The 24,065-nt window shown below is 72.9% G+C and carries 23 protein-coding genes and 1 tRNA gene; 10 read left to right on the forward strand and 14 right to left on the reverse strand.

Translation table 11 applies throughout. The features are described 5' to 3' along the window. Positions 1-10: 10 nt before the first annotated feature. Both J116_RS12475 and J116_RS12480 read right to left on the reverse strand, forming a co-directional pair. Positions 11-337: a hypothetical protein gene (locus J116_RS12475; RefSeq protein WP_023587409.1), complete on the reverse strand. Its 327-nt coding sequence runs from the start codon at positions 335-337 to the stop codon at positions 11-13. Positions 338-411: 74 nt separating this feature from the next. Next, complete coding sequence (locus tag J116_RS12480) at positions 412-1,314, reverse strand: NAD(P)-dependent oxidoreductase (RefSeq protein ID WP_023587410.1); 903 nt, start codon at positions 1,312-1,314, stop codon at positions 412-414. A 132-nt stretch (positions 1,315-1,446) separates the two neighbouring features. Between J116_RS12480 and J116_RS12485 the strand changes: the two genes are divergently transcribed. The 5 genes from J116_RS12485 (at position 1,447) to J116_RS12505 (ending at position 5,028) form a co-directional block, all read left to right on the forward strand. Further along, entirely contained in the window at positions 1,447-2,058 is a 612-nt protein-coding gene (locus J116_RS12485) for a TetR/AcrR family transcriptional regulator (RefSeq protein WP_023587411.1), read from the forward strand. Positions 2,059-2,552: 494 nt separating this feature from the next. Further along, complete coding sequence (locus J116_RS12490) at positions 2,553-2,879, forward strand: hypothetical protein (RefSeq protein WP_023587412.1); 327 nt, start codon at positions 2,553-2,555, stop codon at positions 2,877-2,879. Between the two features lie 290 nt (positions 2,880-3,169). Next, a complete protein-coding gene (locus J116_RS29895) occupies positions 3,170-3,334 on the forward strand; it encodes a hypothetical protein (protein WP_161492114.1) in 165 nt (54 codons plus the stop codon). A 253-nt stretch (positions 3,335-3,587) separates the two neighbouring features. Then, complete coding sequence (locus J116_RS12500; RefSeq protein WP_023587413.1) at positions 3,588-4,031, forward strand: GNAT family N-acetyltransferase; 444 nt, start codon at positions 3,588-3,590, stop codon at positions 4,029-4,031. 121 nt (positions 4,032-4,152) lie between these two features. Continuing rightward, entirely contained in the window at positions 4,153-5,028 is an 876-nt protein-coding gene (locus tag J116_RS12505; RefSeq protein ID WP_023587414.1) for an alpha/beta fold hydrolase, read from the forward strand. 141 nt (positions 5,029-5,169) lie between these two features. Here the strand turns inward: J116_RS12505 and J116_RS12510 are convergent, their stop codons facing one another. Together J116_RS12510 and J116_RS12515 are read right to left on the reverse strand one after the other, a co-directional pair. Next, on the reverse strand, positions 5,170-6,066 hold the full coding sequence (locus tag J116_RS12510; RefSeq protein ID WP_023587415.1) for a glycoside hydrolase family 19 protein: 897 nt from the start codon (positions 6,064-6,066) through the stop codon (positions 5,170-5,172). A gap of 218 nt (positions 6,067-6,284) precedes the next feature. Beyond that, on the reverse strand, positions 6,285-8,054 hold the full coding sequence (locus J116_RS12515) for a SpoIIE family protein phosphatase (RefSeq protein WP_028963985.1): 1,770 nt from the start codon (positions 8,052-8,054) through the stop codon (positions 6,285-6,287). 350 nt (positions 8,055-8,404) lie between these two features. On the opposite strand from J116_RS12515, the gene J116_RS12520 reads away from it, so the two are divergent. Then, positions 8,405-9,940 (forward strand): substrate-binding domain-containing protein, encoded by a 1,536-nt coding sequence (locus J116_RS12520; RefSeq protein ID WP_023587417.1) that lies wholly within the window; start codon positions 8,405-8,407, stop codon positions 9,938-9,940. Positions 9,941-10,521: 581 nt separating this feature from the next. Here J116_RS12520 and J116_RS12525 read toward each other — a convergent pair. After that, positions 10,522-10,598: transfer RNA gene (locus tag J116_RS12525), tRNA-Thr, on the reverse strand. A gap of 183 nt (positions 10,599-10,781) precedes the next feature. Between J116_RS12525 and J116_RS12530 the strand changes: the two genes are divergently transcribed. The 3 genes from J116_RS12530 (at position 10,782) to J116_RS12540 (ending at position 13,396) form a co-directional block, all read left to right on the forward strand. Then, positions 10,782-11,918 carry an ABC transporter ATP-binding protein gene (locus J116_RS12530; protein WP_028963986.1) on the forward strand — a complete coding sequence of 379 codons (1,137 nt, stop codon included), beginning with the start codon at positions 10,782-10,784 and terminating at the stop codon, positions 11,916-11,918. Positions 11,919-12,143: 225 nt separating this feature from the next. After that, complete coding sequence (locus tag J116_RS12535) at positions 12,144-12,569, forward strand: hypothetical protein (protein ID WP_023587419.1); 426 nt, start codon at positions 12,144-12,146, stop codon at positions 12,567-12,569. Positions 12,570-12,655: 86 nt separating this feature from the next. Next, on the forward strand, positions 12,656-13,396 hold the full coding sequence (locus tag J116_RS12540) for a nucleotidyltransferase family protein (RefSeq protein ID WP_023587420.1): 741 nt from the start codon (positions 12,656-12,658) through the stop codon (positions 13,394-13,396). Here the strand turns inward: J116_RS12540 and J116_RS12545 are convergent. The 7 genes from J116_RS12545 to J116_RS12575 form a co-directional block, all read right to left on the reverse strand. Continuing rightward, a complete protein-coding gene (locus J116_RS12545) occupies positions 13,393-14,073 on the reverse strand; it encodes a helix-turn-helix domain-containing protein (protein WP_023587421.1) in 681 nt (226 codons plus the stop codon). The two genes, J116_RS12540 and J116_RS12545, sit on opposite strands and share 4 nt — an antisense overlap. 114 nt (positions 14,074-14,187) lie before the next feature. Further along, a complete protein-coding gene (locus J116_RS12550) occupies positions 14,188-15,975 on the reverse strand; it encodes a DoxX family protein (protein WP_079147713.1) in 1,788 nt (595 codons plus the stop codon). A 122-nt stretch (positions 15,976-16,097) separates the two neighbouring features. Then, a complete protein-coding gene (gene rlmB / locus J116_RS12555) occupies positions 16,098-17,048 on the reverse strand; it encodes a 23S rRNA (guanosine(2251)-2'-O)-methyltransferase RlmB (protein WP_023587423.1) in 951 nt (316 codons plus the stop codon). A gap of 88 nt (positions 17,049-17,136) precedes the next feature. Continuing rightward, positions 17,137-18,537: a cysteine--tRNA ligase gene (cysS, locus tag J116_RS12560; RefSeq protein ID WP_023587424.1), complete on the reverse strand. Its 1,401-nt coding sequence runs from the start codon at positions 18,535-18,537 to the stop codon at positions 17,137-17,139. Between the two features lie 86 nt (positions 18,538-18,623). Beyond that, a complete protein-coding gene (ispF, locus tag J116_RS12565; protein WP_023587425.1) occupies positions 18,624-19,121 on the reverse strand; it encodes a 2-C-methyl-D-erythritol 2,4-cyclodiphosphate synthase in 498 nt (165 codons plus the stop codon). After that, positions 19,111-19,851 (reverse strand): 2-C-methyl-D-erythritol 4-phosphate cytidylyltransferase, encoded by a 741-nt coding sequence (ispD, locus tag J116_RS12570; protein WP_023587426.1) that lies wholly within the window; start codon positions 19,849-19,851, stop codon positions 19,111-19,113. The genes ispF and ispD overlap by 11 nt, the downstream gene beginning before the upstream one ends. Before the next feature lie 276 nt (positions 19,852-20,127). After that, positions 20,128-20,610 (reverse strand): CarD family transcriptional regulator, encoded by a 483-nt coding sequence (locus J116_RS12575; protein WP_003953493.1) that lies wholly within the window; start codon positions 20,608-20,610, stop codon positions 20,128-20,130. Between the two features lie 601 nt (positions 20,611-21,211). Between J116_RS12575 and J116_RS12580 the strand changes: the two genes are divergently transcribed. Next, entirely contained in the window at positions 21,212-21,877 is a 666-nt protein-coding gene (locus J116_RS12580; protein ID WP_023587427.1) for a copper chaperone PCu(A)C, read from the forward strand. Between the two features lie 101 nt (positions 21,878-21,978). Here the strand turns inward: J116_RS12580 and J116_RS12585 are convergent, their stop codons facing one another. Next, a complete protein-coding gene (locus J116_RS12585) occupies positions 21,979-22,659 on the reverse strand; it encodes a response regulator transcription factor (protein ID WP_023587428.1) in 681 nt (226 codons plus the stop codon). Beyond that, positions 22,656-23,888 carry a sensor histidine kinase gene (locus J116_RS12590; RefSeq protein ID WP_023587429.1) on the reverse strand — a complete coding sequence of 411 codons (1,233 nt, stop codon included), beginning with the start codon at positions 23,886-23,888 and terminating at the stop codon, positions 22,656-22,658. Before J116_RS12590 ends, J116_RS12585 begins: the two co-directional genes overlap by 4 nt. Positions 23,889-24,065: the final 177 nt, after the last annotated feature.

The raw sequence follows: 24,065 nt of genomic DNA on the forward strand, positions 1-24,065 counted from the left end.
GGGTGCTCGTTCAGTCCGGCTGCCCGGGAATGTCCCGGCCCTCCAGGGCCTCCCACCACCAGCCCGGCTCGCCGTCCGGGCGGCGGCCCACGTCCGTGCAGCGGGTGCGGGCGCGCAGGACCGCAGCGGCGCCGTGAGGGCGGGCGGGGCCGGACGCCCGGCAGGCCAGGCGAGCACCCGCCTCGCACGGCGGCAGGTCGGACACGGCGACGTACCGCACACCGGGGCGCGGCATCAGATGGCGGCAGCTCCCGGAGATGAACCGGATGCCGTGGCCGAGGCCGACGTGCGTGATGCTCGCCTCCAGGGTGGTGACGGCGTGCGCCGTGTACCGCACCGGTGTGCCGTCCGGGCGCGGGTCCCCTTCCGGTTCCCGGGCCCGGCGCCCCCGTCCCGGGCCCGCCGTCCGGTTCAGGCCGCGGGCTTCCCCAGGACCTCCACCAGACGGGTCGCGCTGTCGGCGCCGTGACCCGCCTCCACAGCGCGCCGGAACAGTGCGGCGACGGCCTCCGGGAGCGCCGTGTCGATCCCGGCGGCCGCGACGGTGTGCACGACGTGCTCGGCGCTCGCCAGGCCCATGGCGATCCGGTCGACGTCCCCCCGGTGGTCGCCCGCGTCGAGGCGGGGCGTGTAGAACTCCACGAACTTCCGCAGGTCCAGCGCCTCCAGGGCGAGCGGCCGCAGGTCGGAGGCGGTCAGGCCGTGGGCGCCCGCCAGCGCCAGGGCCTGCCAGTAGCCGGACAGGGCGGTCCAGAACATCACCATGTTGAGCTGGTACAGCAGCGCGGCGAGGCCGGGCTCCTCACCCCGGTGGTCGGCGGCCGTCAGCGCCTCCAGCGTGGCGCGGTGCGCGTCGAAGGCCTCGCGCGGACCGCTGTAGAGGGTGGTGGAGGCCGGGTCCCCGATGCCCGACGGCGGGGTGAGCACCCCGCCGGTGAGCTGCACGGCGCCCCGCTCCGCCGCCCAGGCCGCCGCCTCGCGGGCCCGGTCGGGCGTGTCGGAGGTGAGGTTCACCAGGACACGGCCCCGCAGGGCCGCCGGGTCGGCGCCGCCCAGCACGGCGTACATCGCGTCGTAGTCGGTGAGGCTCAGGACGATCAGCCCGGCGGCGGACAGGGCCTCCTCCACCGTGCCCGCGAGACGGGCGCCGCGCTCGACGAGGGCGTCGGCACGGGAGGCGGTGCGGTTCCAGACGGTGACCGCGTGGCCGCGGTCGAGGAAGGCCCCGGCCATCGCACTGCCCATGGGGCCGAGTCCGATGACGGTGACGGGAGCGGGCGCGGTCGTGGTCGCGGGTGCGGCGGTGCTGGTCATGGGGTTCACCTCTCCAGACGTGGCGGACGACTCCGGACGACGCTCTAGAACGAACGCTCTATCCAGGTACGGGTTCAACGTAGCACGGCTCTAGAACGAACGCTCTACTCAATTTCTCGGTACGATCGGCCCATGCAGACAGCCGGGACCCGCGACCGGATCGTCGTCACCGCCGCGCGCCTCATCCAGCGCCAGGGGTACGTCGGGACGGGCATCAAGCAGATCGCCAAGGAGGCGGAGGCCACGCTCGGCTCCGTCTACCACTTCTTCCCCGGCGGCAAGGAGGCCGTGGCGGTCGCCGCGATCGGGCACAGCGGCGCGGAGTTCGGGGCGTTCCTGCGGGAGTCGCTGGACGGCACGGAGGACCCGGCCGAGGCCGTGGAACGCTGCGCCGACCGCCTCGCCCGCGAACTGCGGGCCTCGGGATGGACCGACGGCTGCCCCGTCACGGCCGCCGCCCTGGAGACCCTCGGCTCCGACACGGGCGTCCAGCGGGCCTGCGCGGAAGCCCTGCGCGACTGGGAGCGCCTGGTCTTCGAGAAGCTGACGGGCGCCGGGTTCCCCGCCGAGGACGCCCGCGACCTGGCCACGACCGTCATCGGCACCCTGGAGGGCGCCGAGGTCACCGCCCAGGTCCGCCGCTCCGAGGAGCCCCTGCGCGTCGCGGGCCGCCACCTGGCCCGGCTGCTCCGCTCGTACGCGCGAACGGACTCAACACCTCCCGACCGACCCGGAGCGGGGTAACGGATCTCACCTCGGCCGCCAGGAAGCGCGCCGTCGCGGCCGAGGCACCCTCTTGGGGCGGCTCGGCCGGTCCGATGAACAGCCACTCCGGAAGCGACAAGGCCCTTTCAAGCCAGCGCGCAACGAATTCTCCTTTCCCAATGCGCGAAACCTCAAAGCACGCTCAAGTGATTACGGTCAGGCAAAGGAGCCTGCAGAATGGTCCCGCAGCGACCCTGAAGATGGTTCACTTCAGACATCAACGAGGTGCGGAGTCAAAGCGATTCCGACAAATTGGGGGATGCAACAGTGAACCAGACTGCGAGAAGTTTTTAGCCGTCTCCGCGGCAACGCTCGCACTCGCGGCAATGGCCCCGACCACGGCCATTGCCGCAGAAAACCCCGACCCGAGCCCTGAAGGGGTTTGCTCGGGCGGCTGACGCCAGAACGTCTACAGCTATAAGGCCCTCCATATCGGCAGCGGGCCCGTCTACAAGGATGGACCGGGCGGCACCATGGTCATCACCAAGACCAAGGCCGCAAAGGTCGCGACAAGCATCACTGGAACAGGCGGCGTTTCGGTCAACTTCGCGGTCGCCGAAGCGAAGGCTGAGGTGAGCGTGGGCGCCCAGGTGGAAGTCAGCTGGGGTACGGACCACCAGTACCGGCGCAATGTCACTGCAAAGAAGTTCGGCAATGCCCAATACGGCTCCTGGGGTCATTCCGCCACTTGGGAGAAGTACTACGAGCTCCCGAACTGCCAGAAATCGCAGCGGACGACCGGCGGCGTCAAGGTCGCGAACAAGGCCGTGGGATTCAAGTACTGGGAGACCAATCGCTGATGCCCCGAAGCCGCCTTGCGCTACTTCCCCTTTCCCTTGCGCTTGCCACCGCGACGGCATGCACCGGCACGGAGCCGGCCGTACCGAGCGCGCCGTCCGCCACATCGGCGCCGTCGACATCGACCTCCGGACCGCTCACCTTGCCGCCACCGGAGAAGCGCCCCGGCCATCGCCAGGTGGCTGCCGGAGGACCCAGGCGGGGGGGTTGGGACATGGGGCCCGTCCAACTCGTCAAAGGCGTCTCGTGGGTCAATGTCAACTGTGTCGCTGACTCCGGCACAGAACGGCTCGTGCTCACCGTGGACACGGTGGGCGAGTTCGTCGTGGAGTGCCCCAGCACAGAAGTCCGCGTGAACGTCAATCAGCTGGATCTGGCGGACAGCCGACGGGGACGGTTCCATATCGAAGCTCCGGAAAGCGTGCGCTGGACTGCGGACATTCAGGCACCTGACTGATCCGCGACGGCCGCACGGGCGACACCGCCCGTGCGGCCCCTGTCCTGCGCACTCGCGCACGCGGCAGCGAGCGCCCTCCGGGGAGTCCGTTCCTGAGGAGCCCTTGCCAGGACATGAGAATCGGCTCCGCTCGCCGGACCGGTACCGGCTCCGAGGCGGACGGGAGCGCGTCGAACGGGTTCGTCGGCGCGCGTCGGGCGAAGGGTGCCGGAATCGGTTGACGATCCGACATCCTCCGCGGTCCGCTGCACGGATGAGTGAACTTCGTATCGAGCGGGTTGACGGCGAGAGCGGCGTCGAGGACTGGCGTCGCGTCCACAACGAGATCATCCCCACGCATGTGCTGACCCAGGACGACGTCCGCGAGCGGTCCGGGCGCAACCTCCTGGAGGTCGCCCGCCTCGGGGACACCGTCGTGGGGTGCACGACCGTGCGCCCGCCGTCCGGGGAGGCGCCGGACACGGCCACGGTGATCGCGCGGGTCCTCCCCGCGTACCGGGGCAGGGGCCACGGCGGGAAGCTGTACGAGCGGGGGCTGCGGCAGGCCCGCGAGCTGGGCGCGACGCGGATCGAGACGGTGGTGCTGGCCTCCAACGAGCCGGGGCTGCGCTTCGCGCTGCGGCACGGCTTCGTGGAGGTGGAGCGGTACCTGCTGGAGGGCGACACGATCCCGTGGATCGACCTGCGCCTGGCGTGAGGCACCGGGCGGGCCCGCCCGGCGGGAAAACCCCTAGGGGCGGGCAGCGTCATGCGCTACGGTGTACCCACTGAACGAGACGATACGTCTCGTCTCGCATTTGAGCCATAGGGGGCCGCTCATGCACCGTGAACACCTCGTCACCGCCGCGCCCGGCGTCACCCTGTGGGCGGAGGAGCGCGGCGACGCCGACGCCCCCGCGCTGCTGCTCGTCATGGGCGCCCAGGCGCCCGGCCTCGCCTGGCCCGACGAGCTGGTGGACGCGCTGGCCGCCCACCACCGGGTCATCCGGTACGACCACCGCGACACGGGCCGCTCGACCTGGTCGTTCGACTCGGAGCCGTACGCGATCACCGACCTCGCGGACGACGCCCTGGCCGTGCTGGACGCGCTCGGCGTGGACCGGGCGCACGTCGTCGGCATGTCGCTGGGCGGCATGCTCGCCCAGCTCCTCCTGGCCGACCACCCGGAGCGGGTGCGCACCGCCACGCTCATCGGCACCTGCGCGCTCAGCACCACCCCGTACACCGCGCCCGACGGGACCGTCACGCCCGTGGAGGATCTGCCGTCCATCGACCCGCGCATCCTGGAGATGTGGGCGAACCGCCCCGAGGACCTCGGTCCGGAGGCCGAGCTGGACTGGCGGATCGAGCACTGGCGGCTGCTGAACGGCGACGAGATCCCGTTCGACGCGGAGGCGGCGCGGGCGCAGGAGCGGCGCATCCTGGCCCACACCGGTCACGCGCGGGTCAGCACCGCGCACGGGCGGGCCGAGCACTCGGGGATGATCCGCACCGAGGCGCTGGCGGCGACCGACGTGCCCACGCTCGTCGTGTCGGCCACCGCCGAGCCGGTGTTCCCGCCGCCACACCCGCAGCACCTGGCGCAGGCCATCAGGGGGGCGCGGGTGGTGGAGATCCCCGGCATGGGCCACGCCCTGCCGGAACCCGTGCTGGAGCCGCTGACGAAGGCGATCCTGGCCCACACGGGGGCGTGAACCACCGTCAGGGGCGGGCCGCCGGGAGTGGCACCGTCGGGGGCGGGCCGTCGCGGGTGGACCGTCGCGGGTGGACCGTCGGCGCGGCCGGTCAGGGGCGGGCCCGTACGGGCCCGCCCCCACGGGCCCGCCCCTACGGGTTCAGCAGTACAGGTTGGCGCCCGGCGCGACGCCGAGGATCTGCGTGAACTGCTGGTACTTCGTCACCCGGCTCTGCACCTGCGCCGGGTTGCGCCCGTCGCACTCCAGGGCGCCGTTGATGGAGCGGATCGTCTGGCCGAAGCCCGCGCCCGTCACCATCGCGTTGTGGGCGGTCATCGTGCCGGGACCGTTCTGGGTGTTCCAATACCAGAGGGCCGTCTTCCACGCGACGGCCGCCTCGCGCTCGACGCGGTGCGGGTTGTTCAGCAGGTCGATGCCGAGGGCGTCGCCCGCCGCCTTGTAGTTGAAGTTCCAGCTGAGCTGGATCGGGCCGCGCCCGTAGTAGGCGGCCTGGCCGGCGGGGCAGCCGTACGGCTGGGTCGCGTCGCAGTAGTGCGGGTAGTTGGCGGTGTTCTGCTCCACGATGTGGACGAGGCCGCCCGTCTCGTGGCTGACGTTCGCCAGGAACGCCGCCGCCTCCTGCTTGCTGACGGTGGCGCCGCCGGTCGTCGCGAAGGCCGGATACGCGCCGAGCGCCGCCTTCAGACCGCTGTACGTGTAGAACGGGTTCCTGTTCGGGAACATCTGATTGAACTGCGCCTCGGAGACGACGAACCCGGACGGCGCGGGGTCGGTCGGGCCGGGACCGGGCGTGCCGGAGCCGCAGGAGCCCTGGTCGGCCCAGACCTCGGAGGCGCCGGGACGCTCGTTCTGCGTCCACCACCTGGCCTGCCAGTTGCGGCCGTTGTACGAGGCGGTGTGGCCGCCCGTGTAGACGGAGGACGAGCTCCACGGGGCGGCGCAGTCGGCGGCGGACGCGGTGGAGGCGGGGAGGAGCACCGTGAGGCCCGCGGCCGTGGCGAACGCGGCGAGCAGGGCACCGAAGCGTCGTGACACGTCAACACTCCTTCGAAGGTGTGGGGGTGCCGGTCACTCCACCGTATTGGTCTGGACCTGTCAATAGGTCCAGACCGGAACAGCCGAACTCGGCAGGGCCGGAGGGGGACGTGCGCAGCCCGCTGACGCCCGGCGTACGAACCCGTACGCCCCCCGCCATGCGGGAACCCGTACGCGACGCACGCCCCCCGCGCCTACCTACGAACCCGTACGCCCCGTCAGCTCGGGACGCGCAGGGCCAGCAGGGCCACGTCGTCCTCGTTCTGCGGGGGCCGGGCGCGCTGGAGCAGCTCGTCCGTGAACGACTCCAGCGGGCGGTGCGCCAGCGACGCGGCGTGCCGCCGCAGCCGGTCCAGGCCCTCGTCCAGCGAACGGCCCGGCTCCTCGATCAGGCCGTCCGTGTACAGCAGCAGCGTCGAACCGGGCGGCAGCTCCGCCGTCGCGTCCGTGCGCTCCACCCGCACCCGGTGCGCGCCCAGGCCCAGCAGCACCCCGTGGGCGTCCGTCAGGTACCGGGCCACGCCGTCGTGCGTCACCAGCAGCGGCGGCGGATGCCCGGCGTTGGTCCAGGACAGCTCGCACCGCCCGTCCTCCGACACGGTCAGCCGCCCGAAGGTCATCGTCGCCATGGACACCTCGGCGATGTGCAGCGACGCGTGGTCCAGCCAGTCCACGATCTTGCTGGGCGGCTCCGTCTGCGACCAGGCGTACGCCCGGAGCATGTTGCGCAGCTGCGCCATCCCCGCGGCCGCGTCCAGGTCATGGCCCACCACGTCGCCGATGGCCAGCGCCAGCACCCCGTCGCTGAGGGTGAACGCGTCGTACCAGTCGCCGCCGACGTGCGAGGCGTCCGGCGCGGCCAGGTACCGGGCCGTGATGCCCAGGCCCGGCACGATCGGCAGCTGCGGCAGCAGATGACGCTGCATCGTCTCCGCGACCTTCCGCTGCCGCTGGTACAGGCGGGCGTTGGCCAGCGCGAGGCCGGCCCGGCGCGTGATGTCCTCCAGCAGCGCCACATCCGCCGCCGTGAACGCCTCCGGCCGCTCCGAGCGGCCCAGCGTCAGCGCCCCGAGGACCTCCCGCAGCCCCCGGATCGGCGCGATGACCGCCGAGTGCATGCCCGTCTCCTCGAACAGGCGCCGCTGCTCCACCGCGACCCCCGAGTCCGGCGGCCCCTGATACGTCTCCGGGCCCGCCAGTGCCGACGACACCCCGCGCAGCGCGCGCGACAGCGGCATCGGGGACTCCTCCGGGACCGGCGGCATCGGCCCCTCCAGGTCCTCCCGGTGCACCAGGGCGTCACCCTTGGCGTGCACCACCGCCGTACGCCACACCTCGTCCTGCTCGGTGATCAGGTCGATGACCGCCCAGTCCGCGAGCCGGGGCACCGCCAGCGCGACCAGCCGCCGCAGCGCCTCGTCCACGTCGAGCGTGGACGTCAGCGCCGTGGTCGTCTCGGCCAGCAGGGCCAGCCGCTCCAGCTCGCTCAGCGACGCGGCGGGCTCCGGGCTCTCGTCGGGCAGATGGACGGCGGCCTCCTCCTCGGCGTGGAACACCACCAGCGTCGCCGTTCCGTCGCCCGCCGCGCACGGCGTGGCCAGCCACGACACGGGCAGCAGCGAACCGTCGCCCCGCTCCAGCCACTGCTCCTCGCCCTGCCGGGCCCGGCCCGCCAGGATCGCCTCCCGCACCGGGCAGCGGGCGCGGGGCGTCAGCTCGCCGTGCCGGTCACGGTGCAGCAGGTCGTGCGCGTCCCGGCCGACCAGCTCCGCCGCCGACCTGCGCAGCAGCGCCTCGGCGTGGGCGTTCACGTCGAGGACCCGCCCGCCCTCGTCCACGAGGTACGCCGCCGTACCCAACGCGCGCAGCACCCCGCCGAGCGCCGCCGCACACGCCTGGGACGGCGCCACGGCACGGCCTCCGGACGTGCCCGAAGACCCGTCCGGAGGCTCCTTACCGGACGGGTCCGCCGCCTCTGTGGCCGCCATCTGCTCCTCGCCTCCCGCCCCGCCCCGGGGCCGCGCCCCGGGATGCCTTCCGCTTCGCGCCTTCCCCGCGACCGGGGGCTGACGCCTCGACGCCGACCATAAGCGGACGGCGCGGCGCCGCGCACCGTCGCCGCCGGTATCCCGTGGACGTACGGCCCCGCCTCCCCCGTGACGTACGACACGCCGCCCCTGCCCGCACCCCCGAGCCGCCGAGCCGCCGAGCCGCCGGAGACGTACGAAGTTGAATCCCGCATGAACTTACGGCGCCCCCTCCCGCCACCCGCCGCCGCACGCCCTACCGTGACCCCACATGTCCCGCCGGACACCTGTGCGAGCGAGGGGGAGCGCCCGTGGAGTGGTTCAGCGCAGAGAACGTCATCGCCGTCCTCACCGCCGTGCTCGGCGTGCTCGCGTCCGTCGCCGCGCTCTGGTACGAGCGCCGGGTGCCGCGCCGCAAACGCCTCGGGTACCGCGTCCAGATGGACACCCCGATCGGCCGCAACGTCCGGGGCCGCACCGCCAACGTACGGCTCGGCCTCTTCGGCGAAGGGCCCGACGTCGACCTGTCCGACGCCACCCTCGTCCTGCTCCGCATCGAGAACGACGGCCCGCAGAGCATCGGCGACAACGACTACACGGGCCGCCCGCCGCACGGCCTGACGGTCGAGTTCACCGGCCGCGTCATCCGGGGCGTCGCCGTCACCCAGCCCGGCGACGCCGACCACCTGATGGAGCACTTCGCGCCCGAGGCGGGGATGCGCCACGAGGACGGCAGGCTGTACCTGCCGCGCGTCCCGCTCAACCCGGCCGAGCACTTCAAGCTGCTGTTCCTGCTGACCGGCGGGCCCGTGGACAGCCCGGTCCGCGTCACCGGCGGGCTCCTCGACGGGGAGGTGCGGCCCAACACCGCGATCCCCGCCGACGACAAGTCGCCCGTGTTCAGCCGCCCGGCCCGGCTGATCACCGTGCTGCTCACCGTGTGCGTCGTCACCCTCGCCGGGATCATCGTCATCCGCGACGACACGCGGCCGCCCATCGGCTGCGCCACCGGCACGCTGACCGTCGTCGGGTCCACGGCGTTCGCGCCCGTCGCGGAGGAGGCGGCGCGGAAGTACGAGAAGGACTGCCCCGGCTCGAAGGTCACCGTCGAGGCGCGCGGCACCACCACCGGCATCCGCGCCCTCGCCGAGGCGGGCGCCCGGCGCCAGAGCGGCTCACCCGCCCTGATCGCCCTGTCCGACGGGCCGAAACCGGAAAGCGGGTACGAGGCGCTGCGCGAGAACCGGGTGGCGGTGTCCGTGTACGCGATGGTCCTCAACGACCGGGTGCCGCTGCGCGGGCTGACCACGGCGGACGTACGGCGGATCTACCGGGGCGAGGTACGGCGCTGGTCGGAGCTGGGCGGCCCCGACCTGCCCATCGCCCTGGTGAGCCGCAACACCAATTCGGGCACGCGGGAGGTGTTCCAGCGGCGCGTCCTCGGCGGGTACGAACCGGCGCCGTCGTCGGGCGACTGCCGGGTGAAGGCCGACCCGTCGGCGCGGGTACTGCGGTGCGAGGTGGACTCGACGGCGCAGGTCATGGCGACGGTGGCCGAGGTACCGGGGGCGCTGGGCTACAGCGAGCTGCGGTCGGGTCAGGCCGTGCCGGGGCTGCACCGGCTGGCGCTCGACGGACGGGAGCCGTCGGTGGACGACGTGGCGGACAGCGGGTACCCGTACCAGGAGGTCGAGTACGCGTACACGTACGGGCGGCCCCCGGCGGACTCCCTGGCGTCGAGCTTCCTGCACTACCTGGTGCGGGGGCCGGGCCAGGAGGTCATCCGCACGCACGGCCACACCCCCTGCGCCGCCCCCGAGTCCTACCCCCTCTGCACCCTCCCCTGACCCGCCCCCTGGCCGCCCACACCCTGCGGGCCCACACCCGTCCGCCCCTTCGCACGGGCCGGGCCCTCGCCCCTCCGCCCCACGTCACCTCGCAGCCGAATCGCTGACCTCTGCCCGGCCCGGGGCCACACCAGTTGTGGGCAATCTCGGCCCCTGTTCCGGGCCGACGCCCGGAGCCCACTTGCCGAGCCTGCGCCCGGGGCCCCGTCCGAAGCTCGGAACCCGAGCCCTCGGCTCCCGGTCGCGGCTTGCGCCCCAGCGCCCGCCCCCTCGTGCGGGGCGCGCTGCCTTGTGGGCGGCCTCCGCTGCGGGCAGCTGGTCCGCCAGGGGCGGAACGAGTGGGCACAGCGGACTTGCCGGGTGCGCCGTCCAGCGCCTTACGTACAGGGGCACCCTCGCGGGCGGGCCACCCGTTGTGCCCACCGTTCCGCCCTGCGGAACCCCTGCCCACAACTGGGGGTGCCCCCGGGGTGGCCCCAGGGCAGCACACCCCGCACAAGGGGATGGGGGCTCCGGGCGCGGGCCCGGAAGGGCAAAGGGGCCAGGGAAAGGAAAAAGACTCCCGGCTTGCCGGGAGTCTTTGGAGCCGCCTGTCGGAATCGAACCGACGACCTCAAGATTACAAGTCAAGCGCTCTAGCCAACTGAGCTAAGGCGGCAGCCCGGCCAGTGTAACCAACCCCAGCAGCACCGAACGCGAAAATTTCGGCCGCTCCCGACTGCTGACAGAGCCCGCCCGGCCAGGTACCGTCACCGGGAAGTTCACCTAGGTGGACGAGACACACATCCTTCCTTTACTCGGATCGTCCGGCACGTTCCTGCCGGTGAAGGGACCCATGACCATGGCGTCAGTCACGTTCGACAAGGCCACCCGGCTCTACCCGGGCGGCACCAAGCCCGCCGTCGACCAGCTCGAGATCGAGATCGCGGACGGCGAGTTCCTCGTCCTCGTCGGCCCCTCCGGCTGCGGCAAGTCCACCTCCCTGCGCATGCTCGCCGGCCTGGAGGACGTCAACAGCGGCGCGATCCGCATCGGTGACCGCGACGTCACCCACCTGCCGCCGAAGGACCGGGACATCGCCATGGTGTTCCAGAACTACGCGCTCTACCCGCACATGACCGTCGCCGACAACATGGGCTTCGCCCTCAAGATCGCCGGCGTCAACAAGGCGGAGATCCGCAAGAAGGTCGAGGAGGCCGCGAAGATCCTCGACCTGACCGAGTACCTGGACCGCAAGCCGAAGGCGCTCTCCGGCGGTCAGCGCCAGCGCGTCGCCATGGGCCGCGCCATCGTCCGCGAGCCCCAGGTGTTCCTCATGGACGAGCCGCTGTCGAACCTCGACGCCAAGCTCCGCGTCTCCACCCGTACGCAGATCGCGTCGCTCCAGCGCCGCCTCGGCATCACCACCGTGTACGTGACGCACGACCAGGTGGAGGCCCTCACCATGGGCGACCGGGTCGCGGTCCTCAAGGACGGTCTCCTCCAGCAGGTGGACACCCCGCGCAACATGTACGACCGCCCCGCCAACCTCTTCGTCGCCGGTTTCATCGGCTCCCCCGCCATGAACCTGGTCGAGGTGCCGATCACCGACGGCGGCGTGAAGTTCGGCAACAGCATCGTGCCCGTCTCGCGCGAGGCCCTCACCGCCGCCACCGCCAACGGCGACACGACGGTCACGGTCGGCATCCGCCCCGAGCACTTCGACGTCGTCGAGCACGGCGGCGCCGACGCCGCGCAGAGCCTCGCCAAGGACGCCTCCGCCCCGGCCGGCCTCGCCGTGTCCGTCAACGTGGTCGAGGAGCTCGGCGCCGACGGCTACGTGTACGGCTCCGCCCATGTCGGCGGCGCGGAGAAGGACCTCGTCGTGCGCGTCGGCGGCCGTTCCATCCCGGCGAAGGGCTCCGAGCTGCACGTCGTCCCGCGCCCGGGCGAGCTGCACGTCTTCTCCACCTCCACCGGCGAGCGCCTCACCGACTGACGCCGGGCGCCCCGGGTCCACCGGCCGCCCGTACGGCTCCGCGTGCTCCACGCGGAGCCGTACGCGTTTGGTGATCTTGCCAAACGCCACGTACGGAAAAACCCCGGCACTTCCCCCATTTCGGATGACGTTCGTCAACACGGGGCCCACCCGGAGGTAACGAAACCTCCCTCGTGAGAGTGACTAAGCGTCCCCGAAACTTCACCGAGCGCTACGCTCGCCTCCGTGAACCAGACAGCACGCCGTATCGGCCGCTCCCTCGCCCTCGTCCTGCCCGTCGTCCTGGTCCTCTCCGGCACGCTCGCGGTCTCCAGCGTGCCCTGGGCGGGCCAGCACCGTTCGGACCAGCTCCTGACCGCCTCCGCGGAGAACGTCTCGGTGCCGGCGGCCAAGGACGCGCCGCGCGCCCCGCAGGACGTGCTGCGCGACCGCCTCGTGGGCGAACTGGAGCGCACGGACCCCGGCGTCGCCCTCACGGCCCTCCAGCGCGCCGTGGAGGCCAGCCCCTCCACTCTCGCCCCGCACTGCATGTCGATCGCCCGCGCGCTCGGCGCCGCCGCCGTCCGCGTCTACGGCCCGACCAAGGCGCAGTCCTACTCGCGGCCCGTCTGCGACACGTCGTTCGCCGGTGGCGTCGCCGCCGCGAGCTGAGCGCGCACGCTGAGCACGAGCGCCGGGCACGGGCCGGGCGGCGGAGCGCCCCCCGTGGCCACCCGGGTACGCCTATCGTGCCCGGTATGCACACCACTCCGACGCAGGCCGTGGTCCTGGCGGGCGGCCAGGGCTCACGACTGCGCCCCTACACCGACGACCGCCCCAAGCCGATGGTCGAGATCCCGGGCACCGGGACCCCGATCATCGGCCATCAGCTGTCCTGGCTCGCCGCCGAGGGCGTGACCCACGCGGTCGTCTCGTGCGGCCACCTCGCCGACGTCCTGCGCCAGTGGCTCGACGGCGCGGACCTGCCCCTGCACGTCACCACCGTCGTGGAGGACGAGCCGCTCGGCCGCGGCGGCGGCCTCAAGTACGCGGCGGCCCGCCTGCCGTACCCCGACGAGCCCTGGTACGCGACGAACGGCGACATCTGGACCCGGTTCTCGCTGCGCGAGATGGCCGGTTTCCACGCCGAGCGCGACGCGACCGCCACGCTCGCCCTGGCCCGCCCCCGCATCCCGTGGGGCGCCGTCGAGACCGACGCGTTCGGCCACATCACCGACTTCATCGAGGCGCCCCCGTCGCCGTACCTGATCAACGCGGGCGTGTACGTCTTCTCCGCCGCCTTCCGCGATCTGCTGCCCGAGCGGGGCGACCACGAGCGGACCACGTTCCCCCGCCTCGCCCGGGAACGCCGCCTCGCCGGGTTCCCGCTGCCGCAGGGCGCGTACTGGCGGGCCATCGACACGGCGAAGGACCTCACCGAGGCCGCCAAGGAGCTGGCCGCCCACGGCCCCGCCGTCCAGGCCGTCCAGGACGTCTAGGCGGTCTTGTCGCGGCGGGTCCGGGCCCGTACGTGCATCCGCTCGCCCTGGCGCCCGAAGATGGAGAGGATCTCCACCGGGCCGCCCCCGGCGCTGCCGAACCAGTGCGGCACCCGCGTGTCGAACTCCGCGGCCTCGCCGGGCCCCAGCACCACGTCGTGGTCGCCCAGCACCAGCCGCAGCCGCCCCGCCAGCACGTACAGCCACTCGTGCCCCTCGTGGACGCGCGGGTCGGGCGTCGCCCGGTCGGCCGGGATGACCATCTTGTACGTCTGGAGGGGGCCGGGCTGCCGGGTGAGCGGCACCACCGTCGAGCCGTGCACGGTGCGCGGCTTGAGCCGTACGCGCGGATCACCCACGTCGGGGGCGTCGACCAGCTCGTCCAGGGGCACCTGGTGGGCCTGCGACAGCGGCAGCAGCAACTCCAGCGTGGGCCGCCGCTGACCGGTCTCCAGGCGGGACAGGGTGCTGCGGGAGATCCCGGTCGCCTCGGACAGCGCGGCCAGGGTCACCCCGCGCCGCCGCCGCAGCTCCCGCAGCCGGGGCCCGACCCCGGCGAGCGCCCGCTCCAGCCCGTCGCCGGGCCCCGCGCCGGGAGACCCTCCGGGGGCCGCGCCGGGAGGCGGGGCGTCGCGCCGCGCGTGGTCCGCTGTGTCGTGCTGCCGCATGCCGGTCATTGCACCCCGCCCGTTCCCGGACCGGCAACCGCTGTTGCCGTTTCCGGGAAAAGGCCGAAGGGCGGCCACCGGCGCGTCCTCGCGCGCAGGTGACCGCCCTGATGGGGTGACGGGTCAGCCCAGGAGCCCGCCCAGCGGGTTGCGGTTGCCGCCCGAGCCGCCCCCGGAGGAGCCGCCCGACGAGCCGGAGCCGTCGTCCGTACCGCCCGAGCCGGAGCCCTCGTCGCCGCCCCCGCTGTCGGAGCCGCCGCTGGACGTGGGGCCCGCGCTGGTCACCGGCGGCGGCTCGGGGCGCGGCTCCTGCGGGGCCTCGCCGACGCCCTGCGTGGCCGTGGGCGCCTCCTCCTGGACGCGGCCGCTGTCGTACACCGGCTCCTCCTCGGCCTGCTGTCCTGCCGTCGGGCTCTCGCTCGGCGCGGCCGACTCCGACGGGGACGCCGACTCGGACGGCTCGGGCTCCTCGGCCGAAGCGCTCGCGGACTCGCTCTCCGCGGGCTCCTCGGGCAGCGACTGCCCCGGCAGGTGGTTGGTCGGGTCGTCGTTCGGACCCGGCACGGTGATCAGGTCGGACGACCGCACGGCCCCGCCCAGCACCGAGCCGACCAGCAGCGTCAGGCCGACCACCACGGCCGCGACGACCGCGCCCCGGCGCAGCACCCGGCGGCGCAGCGCCCACAGCGCGGCGCGCGGGCCGAGCGTCCGCCATGCCTCACCGGCGAGGCGGCCGTCCACGGAGTAGACCGGCGCCCCGGCGATGATCAGCGGCGACCAGGCGGCCAGGTAGATGATGTCGGGCGCGTCGTAGACGGGCACGGCCCGCCAGCTCACCGTCAGCAGCAGCGCCGCCGACAGCAGCGCGCCGAACACGGCGGCGACCCGCTGCCACAGGCCCAGGATGGTCAGGACGCCCACGATGACCTGGGCGAACGCCACGGTGAGGCCCGCGCCGACCGGGTGCGCCAGCGCGAAGTCCCGCAGCGGCTCGGCGAGCGGCCACGGGTCCAGCGAGTTCAGCCAGCGGACCATCGAGCCGCGCTCGCCGCCGTCGAAGTAGACCGGGTCGCAGAGCTTGCCCATCCCGGCGTACACGGAGATGAGGCCGAGGAAGACGCGCAGCGGCAGCAGCACGACCCCGAGGTTCATCCGGCGGCCGGGGTAGTAGGCGTGCCGGTGGTGCGCGGCGGAGCCCTCGGCATACGTGTCGCGGCCGTCGGCGTCGTACCGGCCGCCGTACCGGTCGTCGCCGTCGAGCCGGTCCTCGGGCTCGTCGTACGCGTCGTCGTACCGCTCGCCGTACCCGCCGGTGCCGTACGCCCCGCCGCCGTGGCCGGAGCCGTACGCGGGCTCGTACCGGGAGCCGTGCTCCCGCGTGCCCGTGCCGGCCGTGACGCCCAGCTCGCCCGTGTCCTCGGGGCGGAGGTCGTAGGCGCCCTCGGCGCGCCGCATCGGCGGCAGCAGCGGGGCGGGGGGCGACGGCGCGGGGACGGGGAGGCCGCCGACGACGGGGGTCGGCAGCGTGTCGTCGCCGTAACCGACGCGCGGGAGGGTCTGGGTGGCGCCCGCTCCGGCGTCCATGCGCGGCACGGCCCTCGTACGGTCGTACGTGTCGAGGGCGGCCGAGTCGCGCACGGCCTGGAGGAGTCCGGTCGCGCCGGGGTCGCCGGGCGAGGACTTGCCGGTCCACACGAGGGGCGCCCGCCGCCGGGCCCCGCCGGGCGCCGCGCCGCTCATGGCGGGGACGCGGGCGGGGTCGGCGAACCGGGGCTTCCGGACCGGGGCGAGCTGTACCCGGAAACTGGCGTGGTTCACGATGACCTGCGCGGGGTCGCTGTTCACCTTGACCATGCTCAGCGCAGGCTGATCATCGAAGCCGGGCCGGGGCGTTCTGGTGTCCACACTCATCTAACCGAGTGACGGCGGGTTAGGACACTGCCTTGACGGCCCCCAAATGTCCGAGACCCGTCAACATCATGACGGGCCCCGGAACTCCGCGTGCCGAAGGGCGTTCCCGTCGGCGCGGTGGATCAGCCGCGGCGGCGCGCCGCCTCGTACAGCACGACACCGGCGGCGACACCGGCGTTCAGCGACTCGGCGCCGCCCGGCATCGGGATGCGGACCAGGTAGTCGCAGGTCTCGCCGACGAGCCGGGACAGGCCCTTGCCCTCGCTGCCGACGACGATGACGACGGGACCGGCCAGCGCCTCCAGGTCGCCGACCTCCGTCTCGCCCTCGGCCGCGAGGCCGACGACGGTGAGGCCCGCCTTCTGGTACGCCTCCAGGGCGCGCGTCAGGTTGGTGGCGCGCGCGACCGGCGTACGGGCGGCCGTACCGGCGGACGTCTTCCAGGCGCCCGCCGTCATCCCGGCCGCGCGGCGCTCGGGGACGACCACTCCGTGCCCGCCGAACGCCGACACGGAACGGACGATCGCGCCGAGGTTGCGCGGGTCGGTGACGCCGTCGAGGGCGACGATCAGCGGCTCCTCGCCCTCGTCGTACGCGGCGGCCGCCAGGTCCTCCGGGTGGGCGTACTCGTACGGCGGGACCTGGAGGACGAGGCCCTGGTGGTTCAGGCCGTTGGTCATCCGGTCCAGCTCGGCGCGGGGGGCCTCCATCAGGTGGATGCCGCCCCGGTCGGCGGCGAGCTTCAGCGCGTCGCGCACCCGCTCGTCGTTGTCGATGAACTGCTGGACGTACAGCGTCGTCGCGGGCACGCCGTCGCGCAGGGCCTCGTAGACCGGGTTGCGGCCGACGACCATCTCGGACTGGCCCTTGCCGCCGCGCCGGGCGACCGGGCGGCGCGCGGACTGCTTGGCCTTGGCGTTGGCGACGCGGTTCTTCACATGGCCCTTGCGCATGTGCGCGGGCGGCGTCGGGCCCTTGCCCTCGAGGGAGCGGCGCCGGTTGCCACCGCTGCCGACCGTCGCGCCCTTCTTGTTGCTGGTGCGGCGGTTCCTGCGCTGGCTGTTCCCGGCCATGACCTACCTGTCTGTCGTCAAACTTCACAGTCGTGCGTACGTGTGCGGGGTGCCGCCCGGCCGGGCCGGGCGGCACCTCAAGAGTGCGTCAGCGGGCGCCGAGCGTCCAGCGAGGCCCGTCCGGACCGTCCTCGATGACGAGCCCGGACTGCCCGAGCTGGTCGCGGATCGCGTCGGCGGTGCCCCAGTCCTTGCGGGCGCGGGCCGCCTCCCGCTGGTCGAGGACCATCCGTACGAGGCTGTCCACGACGCCGTGCAGGTCCTGGCTCGACTCGGCCTCGCCCGCCCAGTGCGGGTCGAGAGGGTCGAGCCCGAGGACGCCGAGCATCGCCCGGACCTCCGCGACCCGCTCCACGGCCGCGTCCTTGTCGTCGGCGGCCAGCGCGCTGTTGCCCTGGCGGACCGTGTTGTGGATGACGGCCAGCGCCTGCGGGACGCCCAGGTCGTCGTCCATGGCCTCGGCGAAGGCGGGCGGCACCTCGGCGGCGGGCTCCACGGTCCGGCCGGCCTTCTCGACGACCCGCTGGACGAAGCCCTCGATCCGGGCGTACGCGGCGTCCGCCTCGCGCAGGGCCTCCTCGCTGTACTCGATCATCGACCGGTAGTGCGGGGTGCCCAGGTAGTAGCGCAGGACGACGGGGCGCCACTGCTTGACCATCTCGGAGACGAGCACCGAGTTGCCGAGCGACTTCGACATCTTCTCGCCGCTCATCGTCACCCAGGCGTTGTGCACCCAGAACCGCGCGAACTCGTCGCCGTACGCCTTGGCCTGGGCGATCTCGTTCTCGTGGTGCGGGAAGACCAGGTCGAGGCCGCCGCCGTGGATGTCGAAGACCTCGCCCAGGTACTTGTGGGCCATGGCCGAGCACTCCAGGTGCCAGCCGGGGCGGCCGCGGCCCCACGGGGTCTCCCAGCTGGGCTCGCCGGGCTTGGCGGCCTTCCACATGGCGAAGTCCCGCGGGTCGCGCTTGCCGGTCTCGCCCTCGCCGGACGGCTGGCGCAGGTCGTCCAGGTCCTGCCGGGACAGCTCCAGGTAGCCGGGGAAGGAGCGCACGTCGAAGTAGACGTCGCCGTCCGCCTCGTAGGCGTGGCCCCGCTCGATGAGGCCGCGCATCATCTCGACCATCTCGGTGACGTGCCCGGTGGCTCGCGGCTCGTACGTGGGCGGCAGGCAGCCGAGGGCCCGGTAGCCGTCGTTGAACGCGCGCTCGTTCTCGTAGCCGATCGACCACCACGGGCGGCCCTGCTCCGCGGCCTTGGCGATGATCTTGTCGTCGATGTCGGTGACGTTGCGGACGAACGTCACCTCGTAGCCGCGGTAGGCGAACCAGCGGCGCATGATGTCGAAGTTCAGCCCGGACCTGATGTGCCCGATGTGCGGGGCCGCCTGCACGGTGGCGCCACACAGGTAGATCGAGACACAGCCCGGCTTGAGGGGGGCGAAGTCGCGGATCTGCCGGGCGCTGGTGTCGTACAGCCGAATAGTCACCACTCCAGAGTAGTGGGCGGCCGCCCGTGCCCACGCCCGTCCCGCCCCGTACGGCGGCGTACGGGACGGGTTGGACCGTGGCGTGGCTACGGGCGGCGGACGACCAGGGCGGTGGCGATGGCGGCCAGGCCCTCCGCGCGGCCGGTGAGGCCGAGCCCGTCGGTGGTCGTCCCTGACACGGCGACGGGCGCGCCGACCGCCGCGCTCAGCGCCGCCTGCGCCTCCGCGCGCCGCTTGCCGACCTTGGGGCGGACGCCGATGACCTGCACGGCGACGTTCCCGATCTCGTACCCCTCCGCGCGGACGATCCGGGCCGCCTCCGCGAGGAGCGTGACGCCGGACGCGCCGGACCACTCGGGGCGGCTGGTGCCGAAGTGCGCGCCGAGGTCGCCGAGACCGGCGGCGGAGAACAGCGCGTCGCACGCCGCGTGGGCGGCCACGTCACCGTCGGAGTGCCCGGCGAGGCCGTACTCCTCGCCCTCCCAGAGCAGGCCCGCGCACCACAGCTCGCGGCCGCGCTCGAAGGCGTGGACGTCCGTGCCGATGCCGACGAGCGGCATCGCGAAGCCGTTCTCAGAAGCCATCGTTGACCCTCCTGCGCGCGAGGACCGCCTCCGCGAGGACCAGGTCCAGTGGGCGCGTCACCTTGAACGCCTCCTCGTGGCCGGGCACGGCGACGACCCGGACGCCGAGCCGCTCGACCATGCTCGCGTCGTCGGTGACCTCGCCGGTGACCTCCCGGTGGGCCCGCACGAGCGTGGCCCGGTCGAAGCCCTGCGGGGTCTGCACCGCGCGCAGCCGGGCCCGCTCGGGCGTGCCGAGGACGGGCTCGGGCGTCCCGTCGGCGGCCGGTTCGACCTCCTTGACGGTGTCCGCGAGCGGCACGGCGGGCACGACGGCGGGCGCGCCCCCGTCCCGTACGGCCTCGATGACCGCGTCCACGGTGTCCACCGGGACCAGCGGGCGGGCCGCGTCATGGACGAGGACGGTGGTGACCGAATCGGGCAGCGCGTCCAGACCGTGCCGTACGGAGTCCTGGCGGGTCGCCCCGCCGGGGACGACGACGACCTCGGTGCGCTCGGGCGCCGGGTACTCGTCCAGGAGCGTACGTACGGCGGCCACGTCGTCCGGCGGCGCCACCACGACCACCAGGGACACGGCTCGCGAGGCGGACATGGCCCGGACGGCGTGGACCAGCATGGGGGTGCCGCCCAGCGTGCGGAGCGCCTTGGGCGCGCCCGGCCCGAGCCGTACGCCTCGGCCGGCGGCGGGGATGACCGCCGCGGTGCGGGCAGGAGGTGCTGCGTCTGACATCGGTTGCACTCCGGCAGGTTTGTTTACTCGGCCGACATGGGTATGGCCACAGCGCGGGCGCGACGCCTTGACCGGACCCTTCCGTGACGCCGGTCGAGGTAGCCGCCTGGTACGGGATTGCCGTACGGGTACGAACATGCCGCAGCGCCCGGCGACGGAGCTGTGGGATCACAGCATGTCATCGGGCACCGCGGCAGTGTCGCTGCATGCGCCATCTGAGGCGTACCGCACAGTGGCGAACCGCTCAGGCGGCGACCCACTCCGGCACTCGGCGCGTCAGGAGGCGAGGACCTCGTCCAGCAGGGCCTCGGCCTTGTCTTCGTTGGTGTTCTCCGCGAGCGCGAGCTCGCTGACGAGAATCTGGCGCGCCTTGGCGAGCATCCGCTTCTCCCCGGCGGAGAGACCGCGCTCGCGCTCCCGGCGCCAGAGGTCGCGCACTACCTCGGCGACCTTGATGACATCGCCGGAGGCGAGCTTCTCGAGGTTCGCCTTGTAGCGACGGGACCAGTTCGTGGGCTCCTCGGCGTACGGTGCGCGCAGCACCTCGAAGACCCGGTCCAGCCCGTCCTGGCCGACCACATCGCGCACACCGACGAACTCCGCGTTGTCCGCCGGGACACGTACCGTCAAGTCGCCCTGGGCGACCTTGAGCACCAAGTAGGTCTTGTCCACGCCTTTGATCTGGCGAGTTTCGATAGCCTCGATCAGCGCGGCCCCGTGATGGGGATAGACCACGGTGTCGCCAACCTTGAACGTCATGTGACAGGTACCCCTTCCGTGGCTATCCAGGGTAACACGGATACGGCTTCTTCTGAATGGCGTTTTCGCAGGTCAGGGCATATCTCGGGGCTTGACAACAGCTGCGCGGACGTGCTGCGGCGGGGCCTCGCGGGCGGGTATCCGCAGGTCGGAGCGGCTGCGGACGCGGTCCGAAACGTTCCGACCACGGACGCCCGGAGGGCCGTCGAAGGGGTGAAAGATCCTGATTTGTCGGGTTCGATGGCGTCCAGTTCCCGTACTCCGTTCGGTTGTCGGTCACCCGTACGGACGGATGCCGGGCACTTTCCCGAATTGATCACAGGTGGCTTTTCCGTGGGGAATGTGTGAGCACCGGATAATTGATCAAGCCACTTTTGCGAACCGGCCGAGAACACCGCCGACGGCGGCACCGCGGCGGCGCGGGGCGCTCCCGGGGGCCGTACAGGGCGGGTCGGGTGCGGCGCCGCGACACGGGGTCGGTAACCTGAGCCCGCTGACCGCTCCTTGATCCGGTCCGGTCCCGCCGGCCCGGTGGGGGAGGTCGCGCAGTACACCGACCGTGCCCGTCCCCTCGTCCGTACGTCTAGGAGTTGCCGCCGCCGTGAGCCGCAGCCTTCGACGCGGCGCCATCGCCGCCACCGCCCTCGTGATCTCCCTCGCCTCGCTCACCGCTTGCGGCGCGGGCAATGACGCACAGACTCTCCAGATCAGGCCGGACAACGCCGCCACCACGGTCGGCGACATCAAGGTCCAGAACGCCGTGGTGATCACCCCGGCCGAGGGCCAAGGCCCGGCGGCCTTCTCCGCGACCGTCTTCAACGACGGCTCCAAGGCCGAGACGCTCGAAGGCGTCCAGCTGCCCGGCTCCGGCGCCAAGGCCGAGCTGAAGCCCGCCAAGGGCTCGGGCCCGCTCACCGTCCCGGCCGGCGGCTCCCTGATCCTCGGCGGCGAGGGCAACGCCTCCGTCGTGGTCGAGGGCCTGAAGCCGTCCGTCCGGGGCGGCGTCCAGGAGGTCGTCCTCCAGCTCAGCGAAACGGGCGACGTGAAGCTCAACGCGCTCGTCCACCCGTCGGAGGGCTACTACGAGGGCTTCGGCCCGACCGGCGCCCCGTCCTCCCCCGCCGCCTCACCGTCGGGCTCCCCCGCCCCGTCCGGCTCCCCCGCCGGCTCGCCGGCCGCGTCGCCGACCGGTTCGGCCCCGGCGTCGGCGCCGGCCCACGGCTCGGACCCGGCTCACGGCGAGGGCGGCGACAGCCACAGCCACTGACGCCACCGCCCCGGCGCACGCGCGGGGGCGCGAGCACCACGAAGGGCGCCCCACCGGTCCAGGAAGACCGGTGGGGCGCCCTTCGTGGTCGTCCGGGGTCTTTACGGCTCGAACTTGTAGCCCAGGCCGCGGACCGTGACCAGGTAGCGCGGGGCGCCCGGGTCGGGCTCGATCTTGGCGCGCAGCCGCTTGACGTGCACGTCGAGGGTCTTCGTGTCGCCCACGTAGTCGGCGCCCCAGACCCGGTCGATGAGCTGCATGCGCGTGAGCACCCGGCCCGCGTTGCGCAGCAGCATCTCCAGCAGGTCGAACTCCTTCAGCGGCAGGTCCACCTTGCTGCCGTCGACCGTCACCACGTGCCGGTCCACGTCCATCCGCACCGGGCCCGCCTCCAGGGCCGCCGGGGCGGTCTCCTCCGGCTCGCCGCGGCGGCGCAGCACCGCGCGGATGCGGGCGACCAGCTCCCGCGAGGAGAACGGCTTCGTCACGTAGTCGTCGGCGCCTATCTCCAGGCCGACGACCTTGTCGATCTCGCTGTCCTTGGCGGTGACCATGATGACCGGCACGTTCGACCGGCCGCGGAGCTGACGGCACACCTCGGTGCCCGGCAGCCCGGGAAGCATCAGGTCGAGCAGGACGAGGTCGGCGCCGTTGCGCTCGAACTCGTCGAGCCCGTCCGGCCCGGTGGTCGCTACGGCTACCTCGAATCCCTCCTTGCGGAGCATGTACGACAGGGCGTCGCTGAAGGACTCCTCGTCCTCGACGACAAGCACTCGGGTCACGGAAGGACCTCCGGGGCGGTGAAAGGTTCGTTGGCGATCTCGGAGCCGGTGGTACGGCGGTCCCGGGCGCGGTCGCGGCCCGCGGCCGCCTCGGGGAGACGAAGGGTGAAGGTGGAGCCCTGGCCCTCGGTGGACCATACGGTCACCTCGCCGCCGTGCGAGGCGGCGACATGCTTGACGATGGCCAGGCCGAGGCCCGTACCGCCGGTGGCACGGGAGCGGGCCGGGTCGACGCGGTAGAAGCGCTCGAAGATGCGCTCCTTGTCCTTGTCGGGGATGCCGATGCCCTGGTCGGTGACGGCGATCTCGATGAGGTCGCCGCCGGGAGCGGTGACGCGGCGGGCGGCGATGCCGACGCGGGTGTGGGCCGGAGAGTAGTTGACGGCGTTCTCGACGAGGTTGCCGAGGGCCGCTGCGAGCTGGCCCCGGTGGCCCCAGACCCGCAGGTCGGTGGTGCCTCCGGCGGCCATGGTGATGTTCTTGGTGGTGGCCGTGTGCCGGGAGCGGTCGATGGCCTCGGCGACCAGCTCGTCCACCCGGACCGGCTCGGCGTCCTCCAGCGGGTCGTCGTTCTGGACCCGGGAGAGGTCGATCAGCTCCTGCACCAGGTTGGTCAGCCGGGTCGCCTCGATCTGCATGCGTCCGGCGAACCGGGTCACCGCCTCCGGGTCGTCGGCGGCGTCCATGACCGCTTCGGACAGCAGGGACAGCGCGCCGACGGGCGTCTTCAGCTCGTGGCTGACGTTCGCGACGAAGTCGCGCCGTACGGCCTCGATACGGCGGGCCTCCGTCAGGTCCTCGACCAGCAGCAGCACCAGCCGGGAGCCGAGCGGCGCCACGCGCGCGGAGACCGCCAGGGCCTCGCCCCGGCCCGTACCGCGCCTCGGGAGGTCCAGCTCGACCTGCCGTATCTCGCCGTCGCGGCGGGTGTCGCGGGCCATCTGGAGCATCGGCTCGACGGCCAGCTTCCCGCCGCGCACCAGTCCCAGCGCGTACGCCGCCGAGCTGGCCTTCACCACGGAGTCGCTCTCGTCCAGCACGACGGCGGAGGAGCGCAGCACCGACAGCACCGTGTCCACTCCGGGCGGCAGCACCGCGTCCGTGTGCAGCGAGGTCCGGGTGGGCCGCGCCTGGTCGCGCTCGCTCCAGCGGAACGCGAGCATGGCGATGACACCGGTGAGCAACCCGGCGATCGCTGCCACTGCGGCGACCGCCGCGTTCACGTCCATGTCTCCAGGTTAGGCATGGTCAATGGTGCGCTCCCAGCCGTCCGAGTGGCTGCTCGAACAGTCGTCGCCCAGAGTTCACCGAGGGGACGGTGACGGTTCACTTGTGAGGGAGGCCCCCGACTTGTCGCCCCCGGACCGTGGGAACGTGGGGTCCTGGCACCACCAGAGCACGAACCG

Source organism: Streptomyces thermolilacinus SPC6, from assembly GCF_000478605.2.
Classification (GTDB): domain Bacteria; phylum Actinomycetota; class Actinomycetes; order Streptomycetales; family Streptomycetaceae; genus Streptomyces; species Streptomyces thermolilacinus.

What these genes read in the sequence shown, in the direction of transcription:
- J116_RS12505 (WP_023587414.1), top strand. Translation starts at nt 4,153, where the DNA reads ATGCACCGTGAACACCTCGTCACCGCCGCGCCCGGCGTCACCCTGTGG.
- J116_RS12540 (WP_023587420.1), top strand. Translation starts at nt 12,656, where the DNA reads ATGCACACCACTCCGACGCAGGCCGTGGTCCTGGCGGGCGGCCAGGGC.
- J116_RS12515 (WP_028963985.1), bottom strand. Translation starts at nt 8,054, where the DNA reads ATGGCGGCCACAGAGGCGGCGGACCCGTCCGGTAAGGAGCCTCCGGAC.
- J116_RS12590 (WP_023587429.1), bottom strand. Translation starts at nt 23,888, where the DNA reads ATGGACGTGAACGCGGCGGTCGCCGCAGTGGCAGCGATCGCCGGGTTG.
- ispD (WP_023587426.1), bottom strand. Translation starts at nt 19,851, where the DNA reads ATGTCAGACGCAGCACCTCCTGCCCGCACCGCGGCGGTCATCCCCGCC.
- rlmB (WP_023587423.1), bottom strand. Translation starts at nt 17,048, where the DNA reads ATGGCCGGGAACAGCCAGCGCAGGAACCGCCGCACCAGCAACAAGAAG.
- ispF (WP_023587425.1), bottom strand. Translation starts at nt 19,121, where the DNA reads ATGGCTTCTGAGAACGGCTTCGCGATGCCGCTCGTCGGCATCGGCACG.
- J116_RS12530 (WP_028963986.1), top strand. Translation starts at nt 10,782, where the DNA reads ATGGCGTCAGTCACGTTCGACAAGGCCACCCGGCTCTACCCGGGCGGC.
- J116_RS12490 (WP_023587412.1), top strand. Translation starts at nt 2,553, where the DNA reads ATGGTCATCACCAAGACCAAGGCCGCAAAGGTCGCGACAAGCATCACT.
- J116_RS12485 (WP_023587411.1), top strand. Translation starts at nt 1,447, where the DNA reads ATGCAGACAGCCGGGACCCGCGACCGGATCGTCGTCACCGCCGCGCGC.
- J116_RS12500 (WP_023587413.1), top strand. Translation starts at nt 3,588, where the DNA reads ATGAGTGAACTTCGTATCGAGCGGGTTGACGGCGAGAGCGGCGTCGAG.
- J116_RS12550 (WP_079147713.1), bottom strand. Translation starts at nt 15,975, where the DNA reads ATGAGTGTGGACACCAGAACGCCCCGGCCCGGCTTCGATGATCAGCCT.
- J116_RS12575 (WP_003953493.1), bottom strand. Translation starts at nt 20,610, where the DNA reads ATGACGTTCAAGGTTGGCGACACCGTGGTCTATCCCCATCACGGGGCC.
- J116_RS12545 (WP_023587421.1), bottom strand. Translation starts at nt 14,073, where the DNA reads ATGACCGGCATGCGGCAGCACGACACAGCGGACCACGCGCGGCGCGAC.
- J116_RS12480 (WP_023587410.1), bottom strand. Translation starts at nt 1,314, where the DNA reads ATGACCAGCACCGCCGCACCCGCGACCACGACCGCGCCCGCTCCCGTC.